Annotated in this window: 17 protein-coding genes; 14 read left to right on the forward strand and 3 right to left on the reverse strand. The window is 56.4% G+C overall.

The features are described 5' to 3' along the window. On the reverse strand, positions 1–284 hold a 284-nt coding region (locus KR51_RS20320; RefSeq protein ID WP_022608728.1), incomplete at its 3' end, for a hypothetical protein. 1,323 nt (positions 285–1,607) lie between these two features. Here KR51_RS20320 and KR51_RS14100 point away from each other — a divergent pair. Next, positions 1,608–2,213, forward strand: coding sequence for a cell division protein SepF (locus KR51_RS14100; protein ID WP_022608730.1), 606 nt, complete (start codon positions 1,608–1,610; stop codon positions 2,211–2,213). A 143-nt stretch (positions 2,214–2,356) separates the two neighbouring features. Continuing rightward, positions 2,357–3,181, forward strand: coding sequence for a pyrroline-5-carboxylate reductase (gene proC / locus KR51_RS14105; RefSeq protein WP_022608731.1), 825 nt, complete (start codon positions 2,357–2,359; stop codon positions 3,179–3,181). A 26-nt stretch (positions 3,182–3,207) separates the two neighbouring features. On the opposite strand, the gene KR51_RS14110 is transcribed toward proC, so the two are convergent. Next, complete coding sequence (locus tag KR51_RS14110) at positions 3,208–3,588, reverse strand: Fur family transcriptional regulator (protein WP_022608732.1); 381 nt, start codon at positions 3,586–3,588, stop codon at positions 3,208–3,210. A gap of 192 nt (positions 3,589–3,780) precedes the next feature. Here KR51_RS14110 and purS point away from each other — a divergent pair, with 192 nt between their 5' ends. The 3 genes from purS to purQ all read left to right on the forward strand — a co-directional run bounded on the left by purS (position 3,781) and on the right by purQ (position 5,504). Beyond that, positions 3,781–4,086 carry a phosphoribosylformylglycinamidine synthase subunit PurS gene (gene purS / locus KR51_RS14115; protein WP_022608733.1) on the forward strand — a complete coding sequence of 102 codons (306 nt, stop codon included), beginning with the start codon at positions 3,781–3,783 and terminating at the stop codon, positions 4,084–4,086. A 564-nt stretch (positions 4,087–4,650) separates the two neighbouring features. Next, positions 4,651–4,797: a hypothetical protein gene (locus KR51_RS19865; protein WP_156915129.1), complete on the forward strand. Its 147-nt coding sequence runs from the start codon at positions 4,651–4,653 to the stop codon at positions 4,795–4,797. Positions 4,798–4,808: 11 nt separating this feature from the next. Beyond that, the gene (gene purQ / locus KR51_RS14120; RefSeq protein WP_022608734.1) at positions 4,809–5,504 is read left to right on the forward strand and encodes a phosphoribosylformylglycinamidine synthase subunit PurQ; all 696 of its coding nucleotides are present in this window, start codon (positions 4,809–4,811) and stop codon (positions 5,502–5,504) included. Between the two features lie 96 nt (positions 5,505–5,600). Here the strand turns inward: purQ and KR51_RS14125 are convergent, their stop codons facing one another. After that, complete coding sequence (locus KR51_RS14125; RefSeq protein WP_022608735.1) at positions 5,601–7,214, reverse strand: serine/threonine-protein kinase; 1,614 nt, start codon at positions 7,212–7,214, stop codon at positions 5,601–5,603. 618 nt (positions 7,215–7,832) lie between these two features. On the opposite strand from KR51_RS14125, the gene pheT reads away from it, so the two are divergent. The 9 genes from pheT to KR51_RS14170 all read left to right on the forward strand — a co-directional run bounded on the left by pheT (position 7,833) and on the right by KR51_RS14170 (position 21,951). Beyond that, positions 7,833–10,316 carry a phenylalanine--tRNA ligase subunit beta gene (gene pheT, locus KR51_RS14130; protein ID WP_022608737.1) on the forward strand — a complete coding sequence of 828 codons (2,484 nt, stop codon included), beginning with the start codon at positions 7,833–7,835 and terminating at the stop codon, positions 10,314–10,316. A gap of 787 nt (positions 10,317–11,103) precedes the next feature. Further along, positions 11,104–12,036 (forward strand): N-acetylmuramic acid 6-phosphate etherase, encoded by a 933-nt coding sequence (gene murQ, locus KR51_RS14135; RefSeq protein WP_022608738.1) that lies wholly within the window; start codon positions 11,104–11,106, stop codon positions 12,034–12,036. A gap of 176 nt (positions 12,037–12,212) precedes the next feature. Then, positions 12,213–13,727 (forward strand): site-2 protease family protein, encoded by a 1,515-nt coding sequence (locus tag KR51_RS14140; protein WP_022608739.1) that lies wholly within the window; start codon positions 12,213–12,215, stop codon positions 13,725–13,727. Next, complete coding sequence (rsmA, locus tag KR51_RS14145) at positions 13,724–14,584, forward strand: 16S rRNA (adenine(1518)-N(6)/adenine(1519)-N(6))-dimethyltransferase RsmA (RefSeq protein WP_022608741.1); 861 nt, start codon at positions 13,724–13,726, stop codon at positions 14,582–14,584. The genes KR51_RS14140 and rsmA overlap by 4 nt, the downstream gene beginning before the upstream one ends. 66 nt (positions 14,585–14,650) lie before the next feature. After that, the gene (ispE, locus tag KR51_RS14150) at positions 14,651–15,595 is read left to right on the forward strand and encodes a 4-(cytidine 5'-diphospho)-2-C-methyl-D-erythritol kinase (protein WP_022608742.1); all 945 of its coding nucleotides are present in this window, start codon (positions 14,651–14,653) and stop codon (positions 15,593–15,595) included. A gap of 228 nt (positions 15,596–15,823) precedes the next feature. Next, complete coding sequence (locus KR51_RS14155) at positions 15,824–16,759, forward strand: DUF389 domain-containing protein (protein WP_051358223.1); 936 nt, start codon at positions 15,824–15,826, stop codon at positions 16,757–16,759. 952 nt (positions 16,760–17,711) lie between these two features. Further along, positions 17,712–20,270, forward strand: a complete 2,559-nt coding sequence (gene gghA / locus KR51_RS14160; RefSeq protein WP_022608745.1) for a glucosylglycerol hydrolase — start codon at positions 17,712–17,714, stop codon at positions 20,268–20,270. Positions 20,271–20,400: 130 nt separating this feature from the next. After that, positions 20,401–21,225: a 7-carboxy-7-deazaguanine synthase QueE gene (locus KR51_RS14165; protein WP_022608747.1), complete on the forward strand. Its 825-nt coding sequence runs from the start codon at positions 20,401–20,403 to the stop codon at positions 21,223–21,225. A 165-nt stretch (positions 21,226–21,390) separates the two neighbouring features. Then, a complete protein-coding gene (locus KR51_RS14170; protein ID WP_022608748.1) occupies positions 21,391–21,951 on the forward strand; it encodes a hypothetical protein in 561 nt (186 codons plus the stop codon). Positions 21,952–22,508 lie beyond the last annotated feature (557 nt).

Genomic DNA, 22,508 nt, shown 5'->3' on the forward strand with positions numbered 1-22,508 from the left:
GCGAGTATTGATGCGTGAAGCAATTGGCGGAGGTTTAGGTTGTGGCGCGAAGCTATACCAAGCCGAGCCTCACCGCTGCGATCGCGATTAGGTGAGGCTTCCCAGAACGGCGAAAGATTGGGGAGTGCCGTAGCGCCGAACATCGCGTCCAGTTGAGCGCTCGGATACTGTTGTCGCTGTTGACGGCGGTGCAGAACAAGAGATCGGGCAACCCATTGCCGTTGCAGTGCCAAAACCAGCCAGAAAAACTTCTGCTCCGTAAAGTGGGTCGATCGGCGTGGCATCGATCCGACTGCTTCCGCCTTAGAACCAGATCGAGTTTTCATCCCTCTTCAGTTAATTTATGGAGAGCATAAAAAGTCGCTCTGTCCTCCCTCTGTTTTATATTCTGTTCTCCCTCTGTTTATATGATGTCCGAGCCCACTCGAACTAAAATCTCTCATTTAAACTATTCACTTCCGGAAGTAGCCAATGAGGGATAACCCGGCAAAGATTTGCCGGTGAAATAATAGGGTGGTGTAAATATGCTTGCAGAGGCCGGCGACTCCCTTCAGTATGCTGATAATGCCAGCAGTGTATCGCTTTCAGGTTTTCGACCAGTCAGTCAGGGGCATCCTCTTCGAGTGCTCGTCACGGCCAAACTCAAGAGCTACGGTGCAGCGAAGCAGCAGCAGCCCGAAGGAGGAGAGCCCAAACACCACAAGGACTAGAACAACCGAGCGGATAACCTGCACCAAGCAACGCAGTGAGGGAAAGTGGGGTGGATCCTTTGCAATCTCCAGGTCAAGCCAACCTTCTATTTAGCCTTCAAACCTATAGGAGGTCATGTCCACTTATCAGCACGAGCTGAGCTCAGCAGAATACCGGGAGGAAGGTCACGAGCCAACGATGTGAAAGTGGGCGGAATTTGACAGGAACGAACGCAGTTGAGTAGATATCAGACCGAGGCGGCATTCACACCCAAAAATTCAGTCTTCTGAAGCACAACGCTTAGTTGACAATGCTCATTGCAAAAGAGCACCTCGATTAATTCGCCTAAGACCGAAGATCGGACCAACGGCACGGGCATTTCAGACGCCGGTACACCTCAATCCGGCTTTTTCGAGGCACCCAAACCGTTTTGTAGTTCGATTGTTCTTATCTGGTGTAACTGCCCGCTCTCGCGGTTGGCGCTGCGAGCGCACGCGCACCAGGACACCGCACGGGTAGAGACTCCGCACCTTAATAAGATCTTGAAAATAAGAACATAAGTACCGATTTCTTCGGCATGTTAAGACAGCAATTACAGCGATCGCGAACCCATGTGCCGAACTGTATCCAGTACGCATCATTCGTAATGTTTATTTATGGTGCAGATGCGCTGGGCATGCAAGATACGGTTAACATAATGCCTAAACGCACGATCCGCATGCACCTTAAGCCTTTGGCCACTCTAGTTTTGTCCGCAGGTTTATGAGAATATTTCGGCGTTTCGATGTTAGAGGTGCGACGCGGTAGAGAAGAGTTACTAAAAAAGACCTGTGTCGCGAACTTTGTGGTGCGGATATTCGTCAACGCAGACGACAAGTGCCCTGATGCCAATTAGCAGTCGAGAGGGAGACCGAAACGTGAACACTGTTTTTACTAAGCTCAAGGATTTTGTGGGTCTCAATGAGGCCGAAGACTACGATTACGACTATGCCGAATCTGACGGTAACGATTACGCTGCTTATTCCGAGGAAACTGCGCCTGCTATGGATGTAGAAGACCGTTCGAGTCGTCGTCGCTTGCGCGAGCGCGCTACCAGTTCCGAGTCCAGTCGGGCTGCTGCCAGTGTTGCTGCCTCGCGCAGTAATGTCATCGGGATGCCGGGCGTTAATGCCAGCATGTTTGAAGTGATCGTGATCGAGCCGCGCTCGTTTGAAAAGATGCCGCAAGTGATTCAGGCGCTGCGCGAGCGGAAGTCCGTCGTGCTGAACCTGACGATGATGGATCCCGAGGAAGCTCAGCGCGCGGTCGACTTCGTAGCCGGAGCGACTTATGCGATCGACGGTCACCAAGAGCGCGTTGGCGAAAGCATCTTTTTGTTCACGCCGAACTGCGTTCAGGTGACGACTCAGACGGGTGTCGTTCATGAAGTTGCACCACCTCTGCAGCGCGATCCGACGCGCTCGCCTTTAGCCGGTCCGCCCACATCTGCTTGGGCTTCCGAGGCGCACTCCATCGCCCAATAATGTCTGTTGCATGTGAGTTTAGCCTCTTGCACCGATCGAGCTCGGATGGCACGCTACGTAGCGGCAATCGAATCCGGCAATCCTTGCAGGAGGCAACTTCTTTGAAGTTCGAACCGAACGTATAGACCGACTGTATAGAAATCGTGGCGACAATTTTCGGAATCGTTGGCGGCGGGGTAATGGGCGAAGCGCTTTTATCCCGCTTGCTTGCGCTTGGAGTTTACGAACCGGATCGTATTTTAGTCAGCGATCCATCAATAGAGCGGCGCCAGCACTTGCATCAGCTTTATCACGTCTCGACCACGACCGATAATCGCCAGCTTTGGTGTAAATCGGACATCGTATTGATGGCAGTAAAGCCGCAGGTTTTTGCGCGGGTCGTCGCAGAGTTAACTCTGGGTGAATCGAATGCCGATGCTCCGGCTGCAACGCCGCTCGTGCTCTCAATCCTGGCAGGAACGCCGCTGGAGCGACTGGAAGCAGCTTTGCCGGGCTGTCCGGTCGTACGTGCGATGCCCAATACCAACGCCATTGTCGGAGCAAGCATTACCTCGATCGCGCCGGGCAGCCTCGTTCAGTCCGACCACGTGGCGATCGCGCGGACAATTTTTTCGGCCGTCGGTGAGGTTGTAGAAGTACCGGAAGTACTCCTAGATGCCGTCACGGGCGTGTCGGGTTCCGGACCCGCCTACGTTGCAATCGCGATCGAGGCGCTGGCAGATGGTGGCGTGGCAGCGGGATTGCCCCGCGCGATCGCTCAGCAACTGGCCGTGCAAACGGTACTCGGGACTGCAAAGCAGCTCGCAGAAACCGGGCTGCATCCAGGGCAGTTGAAAGACCGGGTATCGAGTCCGGGGGGGACGACGATCGCCGCAGTCGCCGAACTCGAGCGCGCGGGGTTTCGGTCGGCGTTGATTCGAGCCGTGCGTTCGGCATACGAGCGCGCTCGCGCGTTGGGTCGGGACTAACGACCGAGCTGGCGCGATCGCAATGTCTAGGACTGGCACCGATCGCACAAACCGAAGAATTCTAGGTTGTGATAGAAGACTTGGAACTGATGGGAGGCTTGCAGCTGAGCTTCGAGTGCGTGGACCGGGCATTCTGCGATCGTTACGGACTTGCCGCAATTTAGGCAGGTTAAATGGTGCGTGTCATCATGTGCAGCCGTATAGAGCGACTCGCCATTGGTCTGCATGCGCACGTGTACCTCTCCTGAGAGTTTGAGCGCGTCGAGGGCGCGATAAACTGTTGCCAACCCCGTAGCTAATTGTTGCTTGCGCAGCTTCGAGAAGATTTCCTGCGCTGAGAGCGCGCGCGTGCTGGCATGCAGCAATTTGAGCACGCGCTTTTGAGAAGGGGTACGGCGACTTTTCATTGGCAGGCACTGGACAATAGCAGCAAGCGAGTGAGATCGGCAGAAACCTGGACGCGCAGTCGGGGTTGAAGTCGGTGGATTCGCGCGCGCACCCAGATGGGGAGGGGTGCGGACTCGGGCTAGACTAGGGGGCGAAGAACGTGTGTTGGGTTCCCATCCGTCTTTTTGCATAGTAGAGCGAGGCAAACGGCCGTGGCACGACAAGACTACCGAGCGCGCGTTTACGTTACCCTCCGCCCCTCCGTCCTCGACCCAGCTGGCGCGGCTGTAGAGTCGGGTTTGCACGGGCTCGGTTACGATAGCGTTTCCAGCGTCCGGATTGGCAAATATGTCGAGCTACAGCTGCAAGCCAAGGACGATGTTACCGCGCGATCTCAGCTAGACCAAATCTGCGATCGCCTGCTAGCCAATCCAGCAATCGAGAATTACCGCTTCGAGCTCGATGCCATTACGCCGGCTGATGCAGAGGGCGAATCCCCTGCGCTGTCCCCACGGTAACTCGCTCGCCTGTAGCGACCGCTCGACGTTTGCTCCCCCGCCCTCGCAAGCGAGTTCTCCCCTATGACATTCCGCCCGCCCGCACCAATAGCCCCCGCCCGCGCCAGTTGTCGTACTGCTGGCCAGCAGCCGGACTGAGACTGGTTCCCTTGGCAGTCGTTAAATCCTCTTATGCGGCAGAGCACTCCTTCGACTGCCGGGTGCAAGCAGCACAGTCGAGGAGCTTATTTGCACCGATGATGCCTGCGCTACTCTCGACCGCCAAATCGACGAAACCTTTAGTGCCCCGCTCGCCGCTGCGCCAGAGTCCGATGGAGCTAACTTGCTGCCAAGCAACGCGGTTGGCTCTTCGGCCGCATCGACTGCTGGAAGTCCGCCGACGCCCGCACGTGTGGCGTAAGCGACTACAAATTGCGGGCGGCGGATTTGCAAGCCAAGTGGCAGCTGCTGCCTACTGGATCGGAGGCGTTCGCCTGCAACGACTAAACGACCGAGGACACAATCTCTACCTACTTTGCCACCGATTCGCCGACAGCTGTCATCGAACGCCGCGAGCGTGCCGAGGTGACCTATCTCGATCTGTCTGGTGGCGGTATGAAATACGACGGTCGTAAGGTCTCGATGCACGTCAGTGGCTCCGAGATTCTCATTTCAAAGAATGCCGGCGATCCGATCGCCATCGTCCGACAGACGACCGAACAAGCTAAGTAGAAGGAGGTTGCGTGAAGTTTGGAGTCATTGTCTTCCCCGGTTCGAATTGCGATCGCGATGCGATTTATGTACTTCGCGACCTGCTCGGTCAGCCGACGCGAGCGATTTGGCATCAAGAGATCGATGTCGACGACCTCGACGCGATTGTCATCCCAGGTGGCTTCAGTTACGGCGATTATTTGCGCTGCGGCGCAATCGCGCGTTTTTCCCCGGTCATGAACCGCGTGATCGAGCATGCCGAGCGCGGCAAGTTCGTTCTCGGTATTTGCAACGGCTTCCAAGTGCTAACTGAAGCCGGGTTGCTACCCGGCGCACTCGTACGCAATCGCGATCGGCACTTCATCTGCGATCGCGTATCCATCCGCGTAGAGAGCGATCGTTCGCCCTGGACTCGCGCCTATCGTTCCGGACAGGTCATCGAGCTGCCTATTGCTCACGGTGAAGGCCGTTACTACGCTGACGCCGAGACACTTCAAGCCCTTGAAGATGAAGGGCGCGTCCTGCTGCGTTACTGTACGCCTGTCGGCAAGCTCGATGCGAGCGGCAACCATAACGGCTCTTGCCACAACATTGCCGGCATTACCAATCGTGCCGGGAACGTACTCGGCATGATGCCCCATCCAGAACGTGCTTCGGACCCGATCCTTGGGAACAACCACGGACGCGCGCTATTTACAAGTTTGCTAGCCAACAGTGCGATCGCCTGACATGGAAAAGACGAGTTCAGTGCACGACCGGGATTGTCGCTTGCGATGCAATCTGCAACGGGCCAGCACACATAGTTTCGGCAATGCCGACCGAATCTACCAAATGGCGCGCTTCCCGTCCGGGCGTGTCGTCGCCCAGTTGACTTTAGCTTGTTCGAGCTGCGCGTCACTAATGACCGCATTCGTCAGGTTGGCACCACAGAGATTTGCCCCCTGCAAGTTTGCCTGCATAAAATTTACCGCAGACAGGTTGGCACCTCGCAGGTCGGCATTTTCAAGGTTGGCGTAACTGAGATAAGCACCGTTCAATAATGCATCGCGGAAGTTCGCGTAACGGAGGTCGGCTTTGCCAAAGTCCGCGCGGTTGAGATCGGACTTGCGGAAGTTCGCCCGAGCCAGTTTCGCTTCGTGAAACCGCGCTCCGGGCAACGCGATCGTCTGCAAGTCGATTTGGGTCATATTCTGCTCGGAGAAGTCGCGCCGGCCGCCTTCGTATGCATCGCGTACCTCGCGAGCAGTGAGTTTTTTCACCCGCACCATACCGCCTTCATTCCACGGGATCGGGCTGCCGCCGTATAGTGCCGTTGCAATCCCGGTGCGGTCTTCATCGCTGCGCCGACCGCCACTCCAAGTGCCTATCCCGCTCAGGTCGCGGCGGGCGCGCTGCTCGCGAATTGTCTGAGCGAGTTTAAGCGCTTGCGGCGAAACGTATTGCTTGAGTTTGTCGCCAGGCCGGAGGGCATCATCATCGCCGCTGCCGCTATCGTTAATCGGCTGCTGGACCAGCCCGCGCGATAGCCCGTCCATATAGGACTCGAGTGCGAGTGCCTTTAGGGTTTCGTTCGCCGACTGATAGCGATCGCGTACGGCGATTTCCATCATGTTGCGCAGCACAACTTTAAGGCGATCGCTGATGTTGACGTGTTGCTCCCAGTTGAGCACGCCGGTCGTGGGGTCGTAGTCGAGATCTTTAGGATTGCGGCCGGTCAACAGATAAATACAGGTCACGCCCAAGCTATAGATATCGCTGGCATAGACCGGACGCATCGCCATCTGTTCGGCTGGGGCAAACCCCGGCGTACCAACGGCAAATGACGTTAGAGCAGTTTGGTCGGATGTCATCGCTGCCATCGCGGCATTAACCTGATTTTTAACCGCACCAAAGTCGATCAGCACTAGTTTGCGGTCGAGTTCCCGACGGATGATGTTCGCAGGCTTGATATCGCGATGAATCACCTGTTGCGAATGAACGAACTGCAGCATCGGTAAGATTTCGCTGAGGAATTCCTTGAGGTCCGCCTCTGTAAATGGACCGTTCCTCTTGACTTCCTCCTGCAGGTTGTTGCCACTTACATATTCCTGCACGAGGTAGAATTGCTCCGAATCTTCGAAATAATCGAGCAGGCGCGGGATGTGCGGGTGGCTGCCGAGTCGGCCGAGCGTCTGAGCCTCGCGTTCAAACAGCTCGCGAGCCATAGACATAAAGCTGGGGGACGTTGCCGACGGACGCAGCTGCTTGATCACGCAAGCTGGCTCGCCTGGAAGTGACACATCTGTTGCAATGAACGTCGCACCGAACCCGCCTTGTCCAATCGACCGACCGATGCGATAGCGTCCATTGAGAACGAGTTCAGTTCCACAACTCTGGCATGCATCCACGTCGATGGGATTCTGCGGTTGAGGACAGTCCGGGTTCGGGCAGTAGCTCATGCAATTCACCGACGATACTGTTCCGGCATCAAATCTGCCCGGTACCCGCTTGTCGGCACTGAAACGGGAGGTTGGGATAAGGTCTGCCAACTGAGTCGGCGATCGCGCTGTGGAATAGTTACTTCCGACCCTAGTGGATGCGTTACCTAAGTAACCTGTGGCGTTCCACAATGCATTGAGAAGGTGAACTCCTTCAAAGAATACCTTACTTTCTCCCGACGTTTGCAGTTTGCGATACTGTCTCGGTCAAATGGAATTGACTTAAGCCAAAGTCCCGGGTGCAAAAGGGGTTGAGAACACGGCAACAATACTCCATTAACCTCGGCTCAACAGCAAACCAAGGGTGGGGATTGGCTCACGACCGTGCAGGTACGCGTTCAACGAGTCAGGAGGACATCTACTCAAACGCCTAAATTCCTTTCCTGGAATAGGTCGCGCAGATTTGAGTCTCCACAAGTCAGCACCATTCCCATTTAAGTCCAGTCTGAGCGGGGCCGAGATTGCGGAGACTTTCCCGCGGGTTAGATCCGATTTAAAGCATTCCCCATTTTGCCGGTCGAGTCAGCGGGGGACGAACGGTAGAATGAGAACCGAGCAATATCGGGCATTACAGGGCAGATGCGGATTTCTCTTAACTGGTTGCAAGAGTTCGTCGACGTAAAGCTGTCACCTCAAGAGTTAGGAGAAACTCTAACGCTGGCCGGTTTTGAAGTAGAGGACATTGACGATCGCCGACAGCTTGCAGCAGGTGTTGTTGTCGGGAAGGTCTTGTCGCGCGATCGCCACCCCAATGCCGACAAACTTAGCGTGTGCTCGGTAGATGTGGGCTCAGATGCGCCAGCAACGATCGTCTGCGGTGCCGCCAACGTTCGCGCCGGAGCATTCGTACCCGTAGCCGTGCCGGGCGTGTATCTACCGGCGATCGACCTCAAGCTCAAGCCGACAAAGCTGCGCGGCGTGCGTTCGGAGGGTATGATTTGCTCGCTAACGGAATTGGGGGTGGAGCAGAGCTCGGACGGTATCCACATCTTCGCAAGCGAGGGCGAGTCCGGGAGTGAAACCCTACACCCCGGCAGCGACGTTCGCCCGCTCTTGGGACTCGACGACGTAGTGCTGGACCTTACGACAACGGCGAATCGAGCCGATGCGCTGAGTGTCGTTGGTATTGCACGGGAGGTGGCCGCACTGACAGGTGCGCCGCTGCGACTGCCCTCAGCTCCCAGCGAAGCAATCGATGCAAGCCAAGCTGGCGAGACCCTGAGCATAGTGCTGGCCGATACCGACGCATGCCCGGCTTACATCGGCACGACGATCGCGGGCGTAACAATCGCGCCGTCGCCCCTGTGGATGCAGTGGCGCTTGCAGGCGGCGGGCGTGCGACCGATCAACAACGTTGTCGATGTCACGAACTACGTCTTGATGGAATGGGGGCAACCGTTGCATGCCTTCGATCGCGATCGCCTCCAAGCCGTTGCCGGCGATGCCTCGGTGGCGATCGGGGTACGGCTGGCGCGGGCTGGCGAGTCGCTGGTGACGCTGGACGGACAAGCGCGCGAGCTTCAGCCACAGAATTTGCTGATCGCCGCCAATGACGTACCCGTCGCGCTGGCGGGCATCATGGGCGGCGAAACGACAGAAGTTAATGACGGGACGACGAGTTTGATGTTGGAGGCAGCGTTGTTCGAGCCGGTCGCGATTCGTCGCTCGGCTCGAGTACAGGGGCTGCGGACAGAAGCGTCGTCGCGTTACGAGCGCGGAGTCAACCAGGCCGAGCTGAATCGTGCCTGTCAGCGGGCGATCGGGCTTCTGGTAGAGCTAGCCGGCGGGACGGTAGTGGACCAGGCCGCAGCTGACACGCGTCTGGAGCCGTCTCAGTGGAGCCGGTTAGTGGAATTGCGGTTAAATCGAGTCAATGCCTTATTGGGCCCGGTGCAAACCGACGACGGTAGCGTGGGGCAGATCGAATCCGAGGATGTAGAGCGCATTCTTAAGGCGTTGGGCTGCACGCTACAGAAGTTCGGCGGTACGGCCGAGACAACGGGCATCGTGTGGAAGGTCACGGTGCCGCCCTACCGCTACCGGGACCTAGAGCGCGAAATCGATTTGATCGAAGAAATCGCGCGGCTCTACGGTTACGATCGCTTCCTTAACGAACTCCCCGACCGCACCACCTCCGGTGGATACGCACCCGCACAACGGGCAACACTGCAGGTGCGCGAGGCTCTGCGGGCAGTCGGGCTGACCGAACTCGTACATTATTCACTGGTCAAACCGTGCGGTGAAGAAGTGACGCTCGCAAATCCGCTGTTCGCGGAGTATTCGGCGTTACGCACGGAATTATTGTCGGGATTGATCGATGCCTTTGCAGCTAACTGGGCGCGAGGCAATGGCGCACTCAACGGCTTTGAGATCGGGCGGTGCTTCTGGCAAGAAGCAGACGACTTGCACGAGACCGAGGTGGTAGCTGGAATTCTCGGCGGCGATCGCGCGCCGCTGGGGCGTTGGGCGGCGGGCGGGCGTTCCGAGCCCCTGAGCTGGTTCGAGGCCAAAGGCCTGCTAGAAACTGCGATCGCGCGCTTGGGACTGCACGTGGAATATCGCGCCGTGCCAGATGCGGGGGATCGGCTGCATCCCGGTCGGACAGCGTCGCTATGGCTTGAAGGGGAACAGCTGGGGATTTTCGGGCAGCTGCATCCGCAGCTGCAACGCGATCGCGACCTGCCGGCTGCAACCTATGCCTTCTCGTGGGAATTGTCCTTGCTACAAGCAGCGCTAACGCGGGAAGATCGGTTGCGACCTTGTTTGCAGCCCTACTCGCTGTATCCAGCAGTCGCCCGCGACATCGCGTTTTTCGCGCCGTTGGAACTGCCGGTGAACTGTTTTATACGAGTCATGAGGAAAGCAGGCGGTACGCTGCTCGAAAATGTAGAAGTGTTCGACGAGTATCGCGGCGAGCACGTCCCAGAAGAGAATCGCAGCTTGGCATTTAGTTTGGTCTACCGCGCGCCCGATCGCACGCTGACCGATGAGGACGTAGAACCGCTGCTGCAACAGGTCCGCGATGCCCTAGTGTCTGCGTTTGATGTAACGCTGCGCAGCTAAGATACCGAACAGCCGTAACCCACTCCTGAAAAGGTTCCAGGTGTGCAGCACGATCTCGAAATCGGCTGCTTTGACCAAGAAGTTTGGGTTCAAGAAAACCTTGGGCGTTGCACCATGGAGGGATGAAGCACTCGAACCACCATTGCGAAGGCATCAGAGTTAAATTGCCCAGACTCCCACTCCGAACGTATTCGCAAGAACGGACATCGCCGCTATAAGCAAAACCATCAATGCAAAGACCGCAACCGCTAAGCCAGCGAGTTTAACCACCCGCGGGGCATCTCCCGAGGTCCGTCCGGACTACCTGCAGCGTTATCTCGGTGGCCGGGGCTGCCGCAGCATCGAGTGCTGTAACGGGGTCTTCCATAACCCTGTCATCGACTGGGTTCGTCAGTGCGCTGCAGCCTGGCCGGACCTCCCAACCGACGATACCCCTGCAGCCGAGATTGGAGAACTCGACGAACCTCAATCGGTACTGGACTCCAAGAAATGCTCCAAGAAAACAAGATGGCTCTGGACTGTCGTTAACCACAAGCTACTGCAGTACTATGCCCTCTATCCGCATGATGCTCGGTTGGGGAACGCTATCATACCTCTGGTTTACGTTTGGATAGCTGCGGTCGTTACCACAACAGCACGTGCCATCGGCAAGTAACGCGACAGCAATCCTCTTTTTGCGGTATGTCTTAAGTTTTGCGAGATGATGTCTTGCTATCGGCACTAATGTGTCGGAGCTGAGCGATCGAGTGCTGTTGATATCGATACAAGCAACTACAAGCGGGCAGTCATGCAGGATAGCGAATCGCGGGGAAATCTACTGACGGAGCAAGCCAACCCCAACAGCACTGAACTAGACTGTCTCAGCCCCCTCGCATTTGTTGAATTGTGCAATCGCGAGGACGAAAAAACGATCGCGGCCGTTCGTGCCGTTCGGCAAGAACTGGCAGATGCGATCGCGGCGATCGCATCTGCTTTGGTTAAGGGCGGCCGATTGTTTTACGTAGGTGCAGGTACGAGCGGACGCTTGGGCGTCCTGGATGCAGCCGAATGTCCGCCGACATTCTGCACGCCCCCAGAGCTGGTGCAAGGCATTATCGCTGGTGGTGAAGCCGCACTCGTCCGCAGTTCCGAAGCCCTGGAAGACCGTGCTGAAGATGGTGCGGCAGCAGTGCGCGAGCGCGAGGTCTGCGAGGTCGATGTGGTAGCGGGTATTAGCGCGGGCGGGACAACACCCTACGTACGCGGCGCGCTGCAGGGCGCGCGTCAGCTCGGGGCTACGACAATTTTTATTGCCTGCGTACCGGCAGCTGACGTTCCGGCCGCCGTCGATATCGACATTCGCCTGCTTGTCGGTCCCGAAGTGCTCGCAGGGTCCACGCGCCTGAAAGCCGGCACCGCAACTAAAATGGCGCTGAACATCCTCTCAACCGGCGCGATGGTCCAGCTCGGGAAGACCTACGGCAACCGCATGGTAGACGTGGCGGTAACCAACAGTAAGCTGCGCGATCGCGCCCACCGCATCGTAGGCGACCTCACTGGCTGCGATCGAGCGGCAGCTGCCGATTTACTGGAACGCAGCCAGCTGCGCGTCAAGCTCGCGTTACTGATGCACTGGAGCGGTCTGGATGCCGTCGCAGGCGAGTGCTTGTTGGACGAGCATAACGGCAATCTGCGAATAGCACTTGCGGCTGCGGGCGTTGGCTCAAAATCGGGCAGCTAAATCCCGCGCGGGGCTGCGGTAATCGCCCGCGATATAATTTGCTTAGCGTTGCGGATAGGTTAGCTTGCTTTTGTATCGCAACCGATCCAACAATCGGTTGCTAAATCTTGGCTTGGAACCTGCCTGCAACGGTGCCACATTAAATATCAATCCGACCGAAATCGCCCCACACACTTATGGCTGAAAACACCGAGACACTGTTGGTCGCTGCGATCGCCACCATCGCTGTAGGGATTTCAGCATGGGGCTTCCAGCGCGCGCGACCCTACGGGAAACTGGGTATCTTGGCATGGCTTCAGTCAGTCTTATTAATGGCTCCGTGGCTGCTATTTTTTGGGTTGTTTGCTGCCGGAATTTATTTAAACTTAGTTGCAATTTTATTTCTACTCATCGCCTCTACTGGGGCCTACATCTACCTAGGCCGTCGTCTGCGAGCCGAAGGGCAGGAAGCGATTCTACGCGAACGAGCCGCCCGGCGCTTGCAGGTTATCGAGACCGATGACGCGAGCGTACGTACCGATACCGAACAGACAATACCAACCGATGCCACTGACGATGGCGAATCCGCTACGCCAATTCCCAACGAGGATTTGAAAGCAGTTCAAGGGATATTTGGTATCGACACATTTTTTGCAACGGAAACGATTCCCTATCAGGACGGGGCGATTTTTAAAGGCAACTTGCGCAGCGACCCTGACGTGGCTTACCAACAGCTTGTCGACAAACTGCGCGATCGCTTGGGCGAGAAATATCGTTTGTTCTTGGTGGAAAGTCCGGAAAACCGACCGGTTGCGATCGTGTTGCCCAGCACCAACGATCCGCGATCGTTAACCGTCTGGCAGAAAGGACTGGTCCTCGCATTGGCGATCGCGGCAATTGCGACCAGCTGCGAGGCGTTTGGACTGCTCGTCGGCTTCGACTTCTTCACGACCCCCCACCGCTACGGCGAGATCTTGCCTTTGGTATTGGGGCTGTGGGCAATTCTGGTAGCGCACGAGCTCGGGCATTTCTGGATGGCAAAGCGCCACGGATTGAAACTGAGCTGGCCGTTTTTTATCCCGAGCTTTCAAATCGGAGCTTTCGGTGCGATTACTCGCTTGGAGTCGTTAGTCCCCACGCGCAGCGTGCTGTTCGACGTAGCAATTGCGGGACCGGCAGCAGGTGGGTTGTTGTCTTTATTGATGGTCGTGATGGGGCTGGTCCTCTCGCATCCGGGGAGTGCTTATCAGTTGCCGACGGAATTCTTCAAAAGCTCGGTATTAGTAGGTTCTCTAGCGCGGGTGGTGCTGGGCGAACAGTTGCAGACCTCGATCGTCGACATTCACCCGCTGACGGTTGTGGGCTGGTTGGGTCTGGCGATCGCGTCGCTAAACTTGCTTCCGGCGGGCCAGCTTGATGGCGGGCGCATTGTGCAAGCGATCTACGGCCGTAAGACAGCGCGACGCACCACGGTAGCGACGCTGATCGTGCTGGGGATTGTGGCGGTCTTTAATCCGGGCAATCCAATTCCGCTGTACTGGGGCGTGCTCATTTTGTTCTTGCAGCGCAATTTGGAGCGTCCGAGCCTTAACGAGCTGACGGAACCGGACGATGCTCGGGCGGCATTAGGGCTATTAGCGCTATTTCTGATGCTGGCCGCCCTGATTCCGCTCAGTCCTAGTTTGGCCGGTCGCTTGGGCATCGGCGGATGAGACCGCGTAAGCGTTTCGCGCAGCACTGGCTGCGGAGCGATCGCGCCCTGAACGAGATAGTGGCGGCAGCGGACATACAAACGAGCGATCGCGTATTAGAAATCGGGCCCGGCCGAGGTGCGCTAACGCGACGGTTATTGGCAGCGGGCGCGGCAGTGACCGCAGTGGAAATCGACCGCGACTTGTGTCGTTACTTGTGCCGGACCTTTGGCGATGCGGACACGCTCTTGCTGCTGGAAGGTGATGTATTACGGCTCGATCTAGCCACGTTGTTAACCGGTCGAGATCGCTTTGCCGCACCGAATAAGGTCGTCGCCAACATTCCGTACAACATCACCGGACCGATTCTCGAAACCTTGCTGGGCACGATTGCAGCGCCAACAGACGCATACGAGCGCATCGTGCTTTTGGTCCAAAAGGAAATCGGCGATCGCCTCTGTGCTCGGCCGGGATCCAAAACTTACGGCGCGCTATCGGTGCGCGTGCAGTACTTGGCTGACTGCGAGATCGTCGCCCCCGTTCCCGCACGCGCATTCTCTCCCCCACCCAAGGTCGATTCGGCGATCGTGCGACTGATGCCGCGCCCATTTGCAATCGCGGCAGTCAACCCAAAGCAGCTGGCAACGCTAGTTGCGCTAGGCTTTGCGAGCCGGCGCAAAATGTTACGAAATAATTTGAAAGCTTGCATCGGCAGCGATCGCCTGATGCAATTGCTGAAAGAATTAGCAATTCACCCGCAAGCGCGCGCCGAAGCCGTAAGCGTTCGCCAGTGGGTCGAGCTAAGCAACGCGTTAGATCGGGAGCAGGAGTTACATCGCGCATCGGCCGGCACCTCATCGCTCGATCGGCGACCGTGATGGTCTTCAGTATCCGCTCGCCCAGTTATCTGATGGCGCATAAATACATATTTGGGTTCGATCGAAATGCACGCGTTTTCGCTTCTCGCTCCAGCCAAAATCAATCTTTATTTGGAAATAATTGGCGATCGTGCGGACGGCTTCCACGAATTGGTAATGGTGTTACAGGCAATTTCCCTATGCGATCGCGTGGACGTACGAGCTGGCAGTACCGAGCGCATTCACGTGAGTTGCGATACGCCGGGCATGCCACCCGAAACTGAGAACCTTGCCTACAAGGCCGCGCAATTGATGTGCGAGCAGTTCCCCGCAGCCCACGCACAATTTGGGGGGGTCGAGATCGCAATTGCCAAAGAGATTCCCGTTGCGGCCGGACTGGCCGGCGGGTCGGCCAACGCGGCAGCGACGCTTGTGGGCATCGACCATCTCTGGCAGCTCGGGCTGACCGTACCAGAACTGCAGGAGCTGGCAGCGCAGCTCGGTTCGGACGTACCGTTTTGTATCGCCGGGGGGACGGCTTTAGCTACGGGGCGCGGGGAATGTCTGAGCGCGATCGGCAGTCCGGACCCGCTCTCGGTGGTGCTCGCCAAGTCGCGCGTGCTAAGCGTGTCTACGGCATGGGCGTACAAAACCCACCGGCAGCAATTCAGCAGCACCTATGTCACGCGACCGGAAGATATCGAAACACGCGCGACCCAAGTGCATTCGGGACCGCTGGTCCGGGCAATCGCCCATCGAGACAACAAGCAGATCGGGAACCTCCTGCGTAACGATCTCGAACGGGTGGTGTTGCCGGAACATACTTTGGTAGCGCAGCTACGATCGGCATTTTTAGAACAGCGCGTATTGGGAGCAATGATGTCCGGCAGCGGTCCGACCGTGTTTGCACTATGCGAGTCGCCCGATCGCGCTGAAGAAGTGATGCAAGCCGTGCGTGCGCGTATCGACAATCCAACGGTCGACTTCTGGATTGCCCAACTGAGCGGTGCCGGGGTCCAAATTCTCGATTAGCGATCGTTGTGAGGATTGTTCTCGTAGAATCCGGCTCTTATTCGAGTACTTGAACTGAATACGTAACTAGCAATGAACCCTATTCTTCGTAGCATTTCACGCACTCTACCTCTAGTTGTGAAACGCCCCTTCAGAACCTGGGTCGGACATCTAGAAGCTCCAGTTACTAAGGACGAGCTAACGCGATCGCGCGAACAGGCATCGATTCCTTCCTTCGGCTTCTTTTTCTTGCTAGCAGCTGCCGCAACCATCGCTACATTGGGACTCATTGCCGACAGTACGGCAGTGATTATCGGCGCCATGATCGTTGCGCCTCTGATGAATCCAATCCTGAGCATGGCTTATAGCATCACTACAGGCAACTGGACCCTCTACCGGCGATCCATCCTGACACTACTGTTAGGGATCGGTATAACGATACTGCTGTCTTTCGGATTGAGCCGCCTCATGGGCGTTTCGGTCGTCGGTAGCGAAGTTCTGGCTCGTACGGAACCGACCTTACTCGATCTGGGTATTGCCATTGCCGCCGGGGCTGCCGGTGGCTTCGCTCTGACTCGAGCGAGCATTGCCAATTCCATTGCAGGTGTTGCGATCGCAGTCGCTCTGGTCCCACCTCTTTGCGTTGTCGGCATTGGCTTGGAACTGGGAAGTTCTGCTGTCTCTCCTCTAAGACTTTCCCTCGGTGCCAATAGTCTCGCAACTGGAGCGTTGCTCCTATTTCTTGCCAACTTAGCTGGGATAATCTTTACAGCTTGTTTGGTATTTCTGCTTCAGTCTTATGGAAGCATTCAAGCTGTACTTAAAGGCGGATTGAACTGGGTTTTGCTTGTTGTTCTCCTCTGCTGGCCTCTTTGGAACTCACTGCGGGAGTTTATAGCAACCTATGAAATCGAGCAAGCGATGGTATTACTTCAGAAAGATACAAAGGGCAGACCTCAAGAATGGTTACTAGGTCAACTAGGGGTAGAACTGCATGGCAATAGGTTAAATATCGAGATGGGACTTTTCGCCGAGAAGGGGCTCATAAGTGAAGGTCAGATTGAAGCACTTCATGACTACTTAGTTGACAATATAGTCAGAACCAAAGGGGTAAAACAAATCAAACTCAAAGCATTTGTTTCCCCGATTGAAGTATTTACTGTAGAGCACACTCTGACACCCTAGAATCAATCTAAGTTGACGGGGATTGGAACCCGCTCGTAAATGTAAAACAGTCAGATGATTCGGCAGCTCGCAAAAAGAGCCAGAAAGAGACTCATCTAAACCTATGTCGAAGTCAATCTTGAAAATCTCCATGCCAGACATGAGGGAATGCGTTGTGGGATACCAGCTTGCTGCGAACACCACGATCGCACATCACCGCAGCCGGATGCTTTAGCCTCCGATAGAGAAACCGCTTCATTCGGTAACGAGCCTCTATAGTGCCAGCAGGAGGTATTTTCGCGCAAAAAACAATCGAGTTCCTTTCCGCGCGATCGCCCCTGCCCCCCATAACAACACTCCCGGCTGCAGCAGACCCGGCAGACAGCAAGGATTGGTTGGGTTGCCCCAACTTTCGTCTAACCATACAAACCATTACTGCGTTCGTGAATACGAGCTCTAGAACCGCGCATCACATGGCGAAGCGATCGCGCCGGATATTCCTATTGGGAAGCCTGCAATCCGGCAATACGGCAGATAACTACGCCTGGCTCCGAACGCGAGATGAAGGCATGGTTTGAGGAACGCCATCACCAGTAGTCGACCGGCAAACTCCAAGCGCGCATCCACGTTTAGCTCTAGCAAATTAGACCAGGACACTTTGCTGAGAACGCGCCCAATTACATACCACAACCTCAAAAAATTCTTGCCAACATTTTCGCATCCGATCTAGTGCCAATACCTCGAGCCCAGCAAGGAAAAATTGTTTTGTGTAGAAATGTTGAAGTTTTCAAAGGTTTGTGTTTTCGATTCTACGGTCGGGCGAGCGCGTTGTAATAGCATCGTATTCGCTTGGAAAGCTTTACCAAACCCGGACTATTCGTAATGCTTGGCTATTTTGATTGGGGCAGTGAAAGACCGGTGGGGACTGCTACACTCGGATGCATCGATGCATTTGTGTGAAAGGTAGGTCAGCGTGGTAGCTGAGGCGACCCAACCGAATATCATCTCGCTTGTAGAGGACGAAACCGACCGATTCGAGGGCTGGGGACTGGCAATCGAAAATGCCGACCTCGAAACGATGACCTACTTTGAGAAAGGTCAAGCCTACGCCCGCCGTTTGGGCGCGCATTATCGCTCGGATGGTTTGACAGAAGTCGGTTTCTGGACGCCAGAGCTAACCGGCGAAGTTCTGCGCCCGCGGGCGATTTATCTCGAAGTTTTTACGCCTTTGGAGACTGTCAATTTGCGATTTGAGGCGCAAACCATTCGCGTGCGTCGCGATCGCCTTTCATTGCGCCAGCGAGGAGAATTCTTCTTCGGCGTCGTCTCCGGCTTGCAAGCCGGTACGCGCGATCGCCTTGGTTCGTTGTACTGGTTGCGCTATGTAGACCCCCAAGAGCAGCTGCAAATCGTCCGCGACCCAGTTGCCTATTCGCTACCGTTCGGTATTTTCGGTCCCGCCGAGGTTTACGACGTAGAGCGCCTGCAGAGCCAGCGCGCCGATCTCGAATACTTCCGACGTACGGGCGTCGCCGTCAGTAAGAGTGCGGCAAATGGCGAGGCTGCCGAACCCCAGACCGAGAAGGGCAATCCTGTCGCTGCTGCCGGAGCAAGCGCGGCGAGCATTCCCCGCGTTCCCGCCCCGCGCAACATTTTGCAAATTCACATCGGGACCTCTGCTGAAGATCGCTCCTTTGAAGGACTGACCCAGCTTTACCGGCAAATTGCCGAGAAGATCGCCGCCGATCGCCCGTTGACTCCCTTCGAAGAGAATTTCGTCGGCTACGATGCGATCCAATTCCTGCCAGTAGAACCGACGATCGAATATCGCGACGACTACAGCCCGATCAGCGAATTCTTCGATTACGCCGACCCCGATACCGAGCTTCCCAGTAACTCGGCCCTGCCGCTCTCCGACGAAGTCCAACTGTCCATTAAAGACCCAGCTACCTGCGATTGGGGCTATGACGTGCCGATTCTCGGCTCCAGTGCCTTCAGCCCCGACCTGCTAGCCGGTCTGCGTCCCGACGAAGCGATTGACTTGATTGCAGAGCTGCACAATTTTCCGGAGGGGCCGATTCAGGTTATCTACGACCTGGTGTACGGCCATGCCGACAACCAAGCCGAACTCCTCATCAACCGCCAGTTTCTCAAAGGGCCGAATATGTACGGTCAGGACCTCAACCACCAGTTGCCGACCGTGCGGGCGATCTTCCTGGAGATGCAACGGCGCAAACTTAACTCCGGTGCAGACGGCATTCGCGTAGATGGCGGTCAGGATTTTCGTTTCTTCAACCCGCTGAGCGGCCGCGTGGAACAAGACGACGCTTACCTGCTGGCTATGAGCGATGTGGTCCAGGAAATTGGCGGTTACCAGCGCTTAATGTTCACGATATTTGAGGACGGTCGCCCTTGGCCGACGGAGGGTTGGGAAGAAACCTCAACTTATCGCGATCTCATCGAACTGCGTCCAGATGCTTACCAATGGGGACCGCTGATCTTCGCTCACAACACCCCCGCACTCCAAGGCTTCTGGGAGCGTAAATGGCGGCGCGTGTGCGAGGTGATGTCAATGGGCGATCGCTGGATCACGGGTTGTGCCAACCACGATACGGTCCGGCGCGGCAATCAAATCGATCCGCACGCGCAAATCGATTGGAATTTGGGGAATACGCTTCAAGAGGTCTTGCAAAACGCCTATGACAATCCTGCCACTACCTTGTGGGTCTACGGCTTCAGCCCCGGCCTGCCGATGGATTTCATTAATGCGCTAGTTCGCGCCCCCTGGATGTTTTTCCGCAACACGGACGAGCGGTATGGCGTAAAAGTCGTTTCTGAAGAAGTCGGTTTTCTCGACTGGCAAGTCACGCCCGAAATCTACGCGCGATCGCACTCGTTTCCGCGCCTCAAATCCCTGGGATTCGAAACTCTCGAACAAGTGCGCGAATTCGGTAAAGCGTTGCAGATCGCGATGTTGGAGCGCGACTACGACTTAAATGCCGTCGTCGAAGCCTGTCATTCGTGCCTGGGCGAAGCAACCGATCGCTGCGAGTTTCCCTTGCTGCAACGCTTAAACCGACCGGGCATGGTGAGCTTCCTGAACGGACTGGACATTCCCAAACTCAAGCATTTCGCGCTGATGTTCATGGAAGATTGCTTCGAGCTGTGCAATATCTGGCATTATCGCGACAACCTCGAAGCCCGCCAAACTGCCTTCAACTTGGGCTTGCGCCACTTCCGCCGCGCTCGTCCGTGGTTGAGCGACAACCTAACCGGCCGCGATCGTTTCAACAAAATAAGTGAAGATGGGCGGATGGTGTTTTACGGCATCCGCGCCCGTCCCGACGAACAGCAAGTCGCAATGGTGGCCCACATGGGCGGCGCGCCGCTCACGGTGACGCTTGGCGACTGGTTGCAACTCGATATCGGTGAGTGGGAACTGGCGATCGCGACACCGGGACTGGAGGTGAACAACCTCGCGCACTTCGAACTCGGGCATTCCCAGGGCGTGCTCCTAGTCCGCTCGGCTTAATGCGTTCGGAACAAGCGATCGCGCAACTGTCCGTGCCAGCATGGAGTCGTATCGATGTTCGGTGTCCTGCCAATCACTGTCATCGGTTCGAGTTTCAAGCGTTCGAGCCGCGTCGCGCGCAGCAGCACTCATGACAACGACAGTACCGGCAACCGAGCCAACCAACACGGCAGCAGCAGTGCTGACGGTGGATCGCGCTAACCTCGTCGAGGTTTTCTCAGCTATTCAAGGGGAAGGATCGAACGTCGGAACGCGACAAATCTTCATTCGCTTCGCCCGGTGCGACCTGCGCTGCCACTTTTGCGACAGCGCTCGCACGTGGGGCACACCTGCCACCTGCCGTATTGAAGCCACACCCGGCGCGCGCGATTTCGAAACCCACGCCAATCCGGTAACGCGATCGCAGCTCTTGGCATGGGTGGTGCGGCAGCACGTCCCCGGTTTGCACGACAGTATTAGCCTGACAGGCGGCGAACCGCTGCTTCATGCCTCGTTCTTGCAAACATTTCTGCCCGAGGTCCGCAGGCTGGGCTTGCCGATCTATCTCGAAACGGGCGGCCACCACCCCCAGCAACTCTCGGCAGTGTTGCCGTTTCTCGATGCGGTTGGTGCCGACCTCAAGCTGCCGAGCGTCAGCGGCGAGCAGCGCTGGCAAGCCCACGCTGATTTCCTCAAGCGATGTTGCGATGCTGGCGTTGAGGTGTTTGCCAAGCTAATCGTCAGCGATCGCACCGACCGGGCCGACCTAGAGCGCGCGGCCGCGATTGTAGCCGGCACGTCGCCGGAGATTCCAGTATTCTTGCAGCCGGTAACGCCACTCGCGGAACCTCTTGCTGTTGGGGCAATCTCACCACCAACTCCCGCCCAAGTGCTGGCATGGCAAGCCCTGCTCAAACAGCAGCTCGCCTGCGTCCGCGTCGTGCCCCAAACCCACAAGGCAATCGGTCAGCTGTAAGTACTCGGTTCCGGGAGGCGACGGGCGCGCGCCAACCCCTTGCTGTGAAAGCAGATCGACCACACGGGCCTACAAGCACGCGCTCGATCGCATACCTCCATTCACAGGAAGGCGGCGGAAATATAATTGAGGCTGCCTCGCCCGGTCAACTCGACGTTACATACCATGCCGGAAACGACACCGAACGCCACGATTTTCCGCCTCTCGCCGATCGTGCGCATCACGTTGCTATGTTTGTATGTAGGGTTAACCGTGCCGTTACCGTTCTTAGCAACGGCAACCGACGCCCCCATCCCGGCATCAGGATTGTGGATCGCGATCGCGATCGGGCTTGTGGCGCTGTACGGCGCGCTGTGCGAGCGCGTCGTCGTCGATGCGGAGTGCATTAAAGTTACTTATCCACGCTGGATCCCCCCATTTTTCCGATCGGGCTGGTCGCTAGCATGGTCGGATATCGCCGACCTCAAAATGCGAACTACCGGTCAAGGCGGCTTGGTGTATTACTTTGTAACGCGCAACGGCGATCGGGCTTACTTACTCCCTATGCGCGTGGGTGGGTTTACACGGCTCGTCGAAAATGTTAGCGCTCGTACGGGTCTCGACATGCGTGATGTGCGACCCCTAGCTCAACCGTGGATGTACTTAGTTCTGTTCGCGTTCGCGCTTCTACTTTTTCTGATTGATGTTTGGACAATTTGGACGGCGATCGCTCTCGGTCGCGCGTGAGGATCTTGGTCGCCCCAAGCAATTTCTCGTACCCCATAAACAAGCAATTTCTCGTACCCCATAAAAGGGACTTGCTCCGATCGCGATCGCTCGGCCGGCAGCGATCGAATCATACCAAATTGAAAAAAGGGAGTAACGAATGCCAGTGGTAGGAACAGCGACCCGAGGAAACTCAACGCTCGGGGAATATGACTTCATTCTCGGCGCTCTATCTGTCGTGCATATTCTTTGATTTGGTATGAGATGCGAATGCTGGTTGATGATACAGCGACCATCTGAGAGTTTCGGTAGTCCTGCACAGTGAGGGGAACGCAGGTGCAGAACCCTTACTTATCCATGCTCCCAACCCAGCACGTTCGTCATACTTCAGGACTGCCAGAATTTCTTCCGTTAAGACTGTGCATCATCTAGGCAAAGGAAGTTCCCAGTCTTCCAAGGTTATCGACAAACAAAATCAGAGCGGACCCAAGCAACCCACTGTTTTGTTCCAACTTCCAGCCAAGTGCTTCCGTCCACACCGCGACTAAATGAATAGACAAGAACTAGCTCTCGGTCAG

Origin of the sequence: Rubidibacter lacunae KORDI 51-2 (genome assembly GCF_000473895.1) — a bacterium.
Lineage (GTDB): Bacteria > Cyanobacteriota > Cyanobacteriia > Cyanobacteriales > Rubidibacteraceae > Rubidibacter > Rubidibacter lacunae.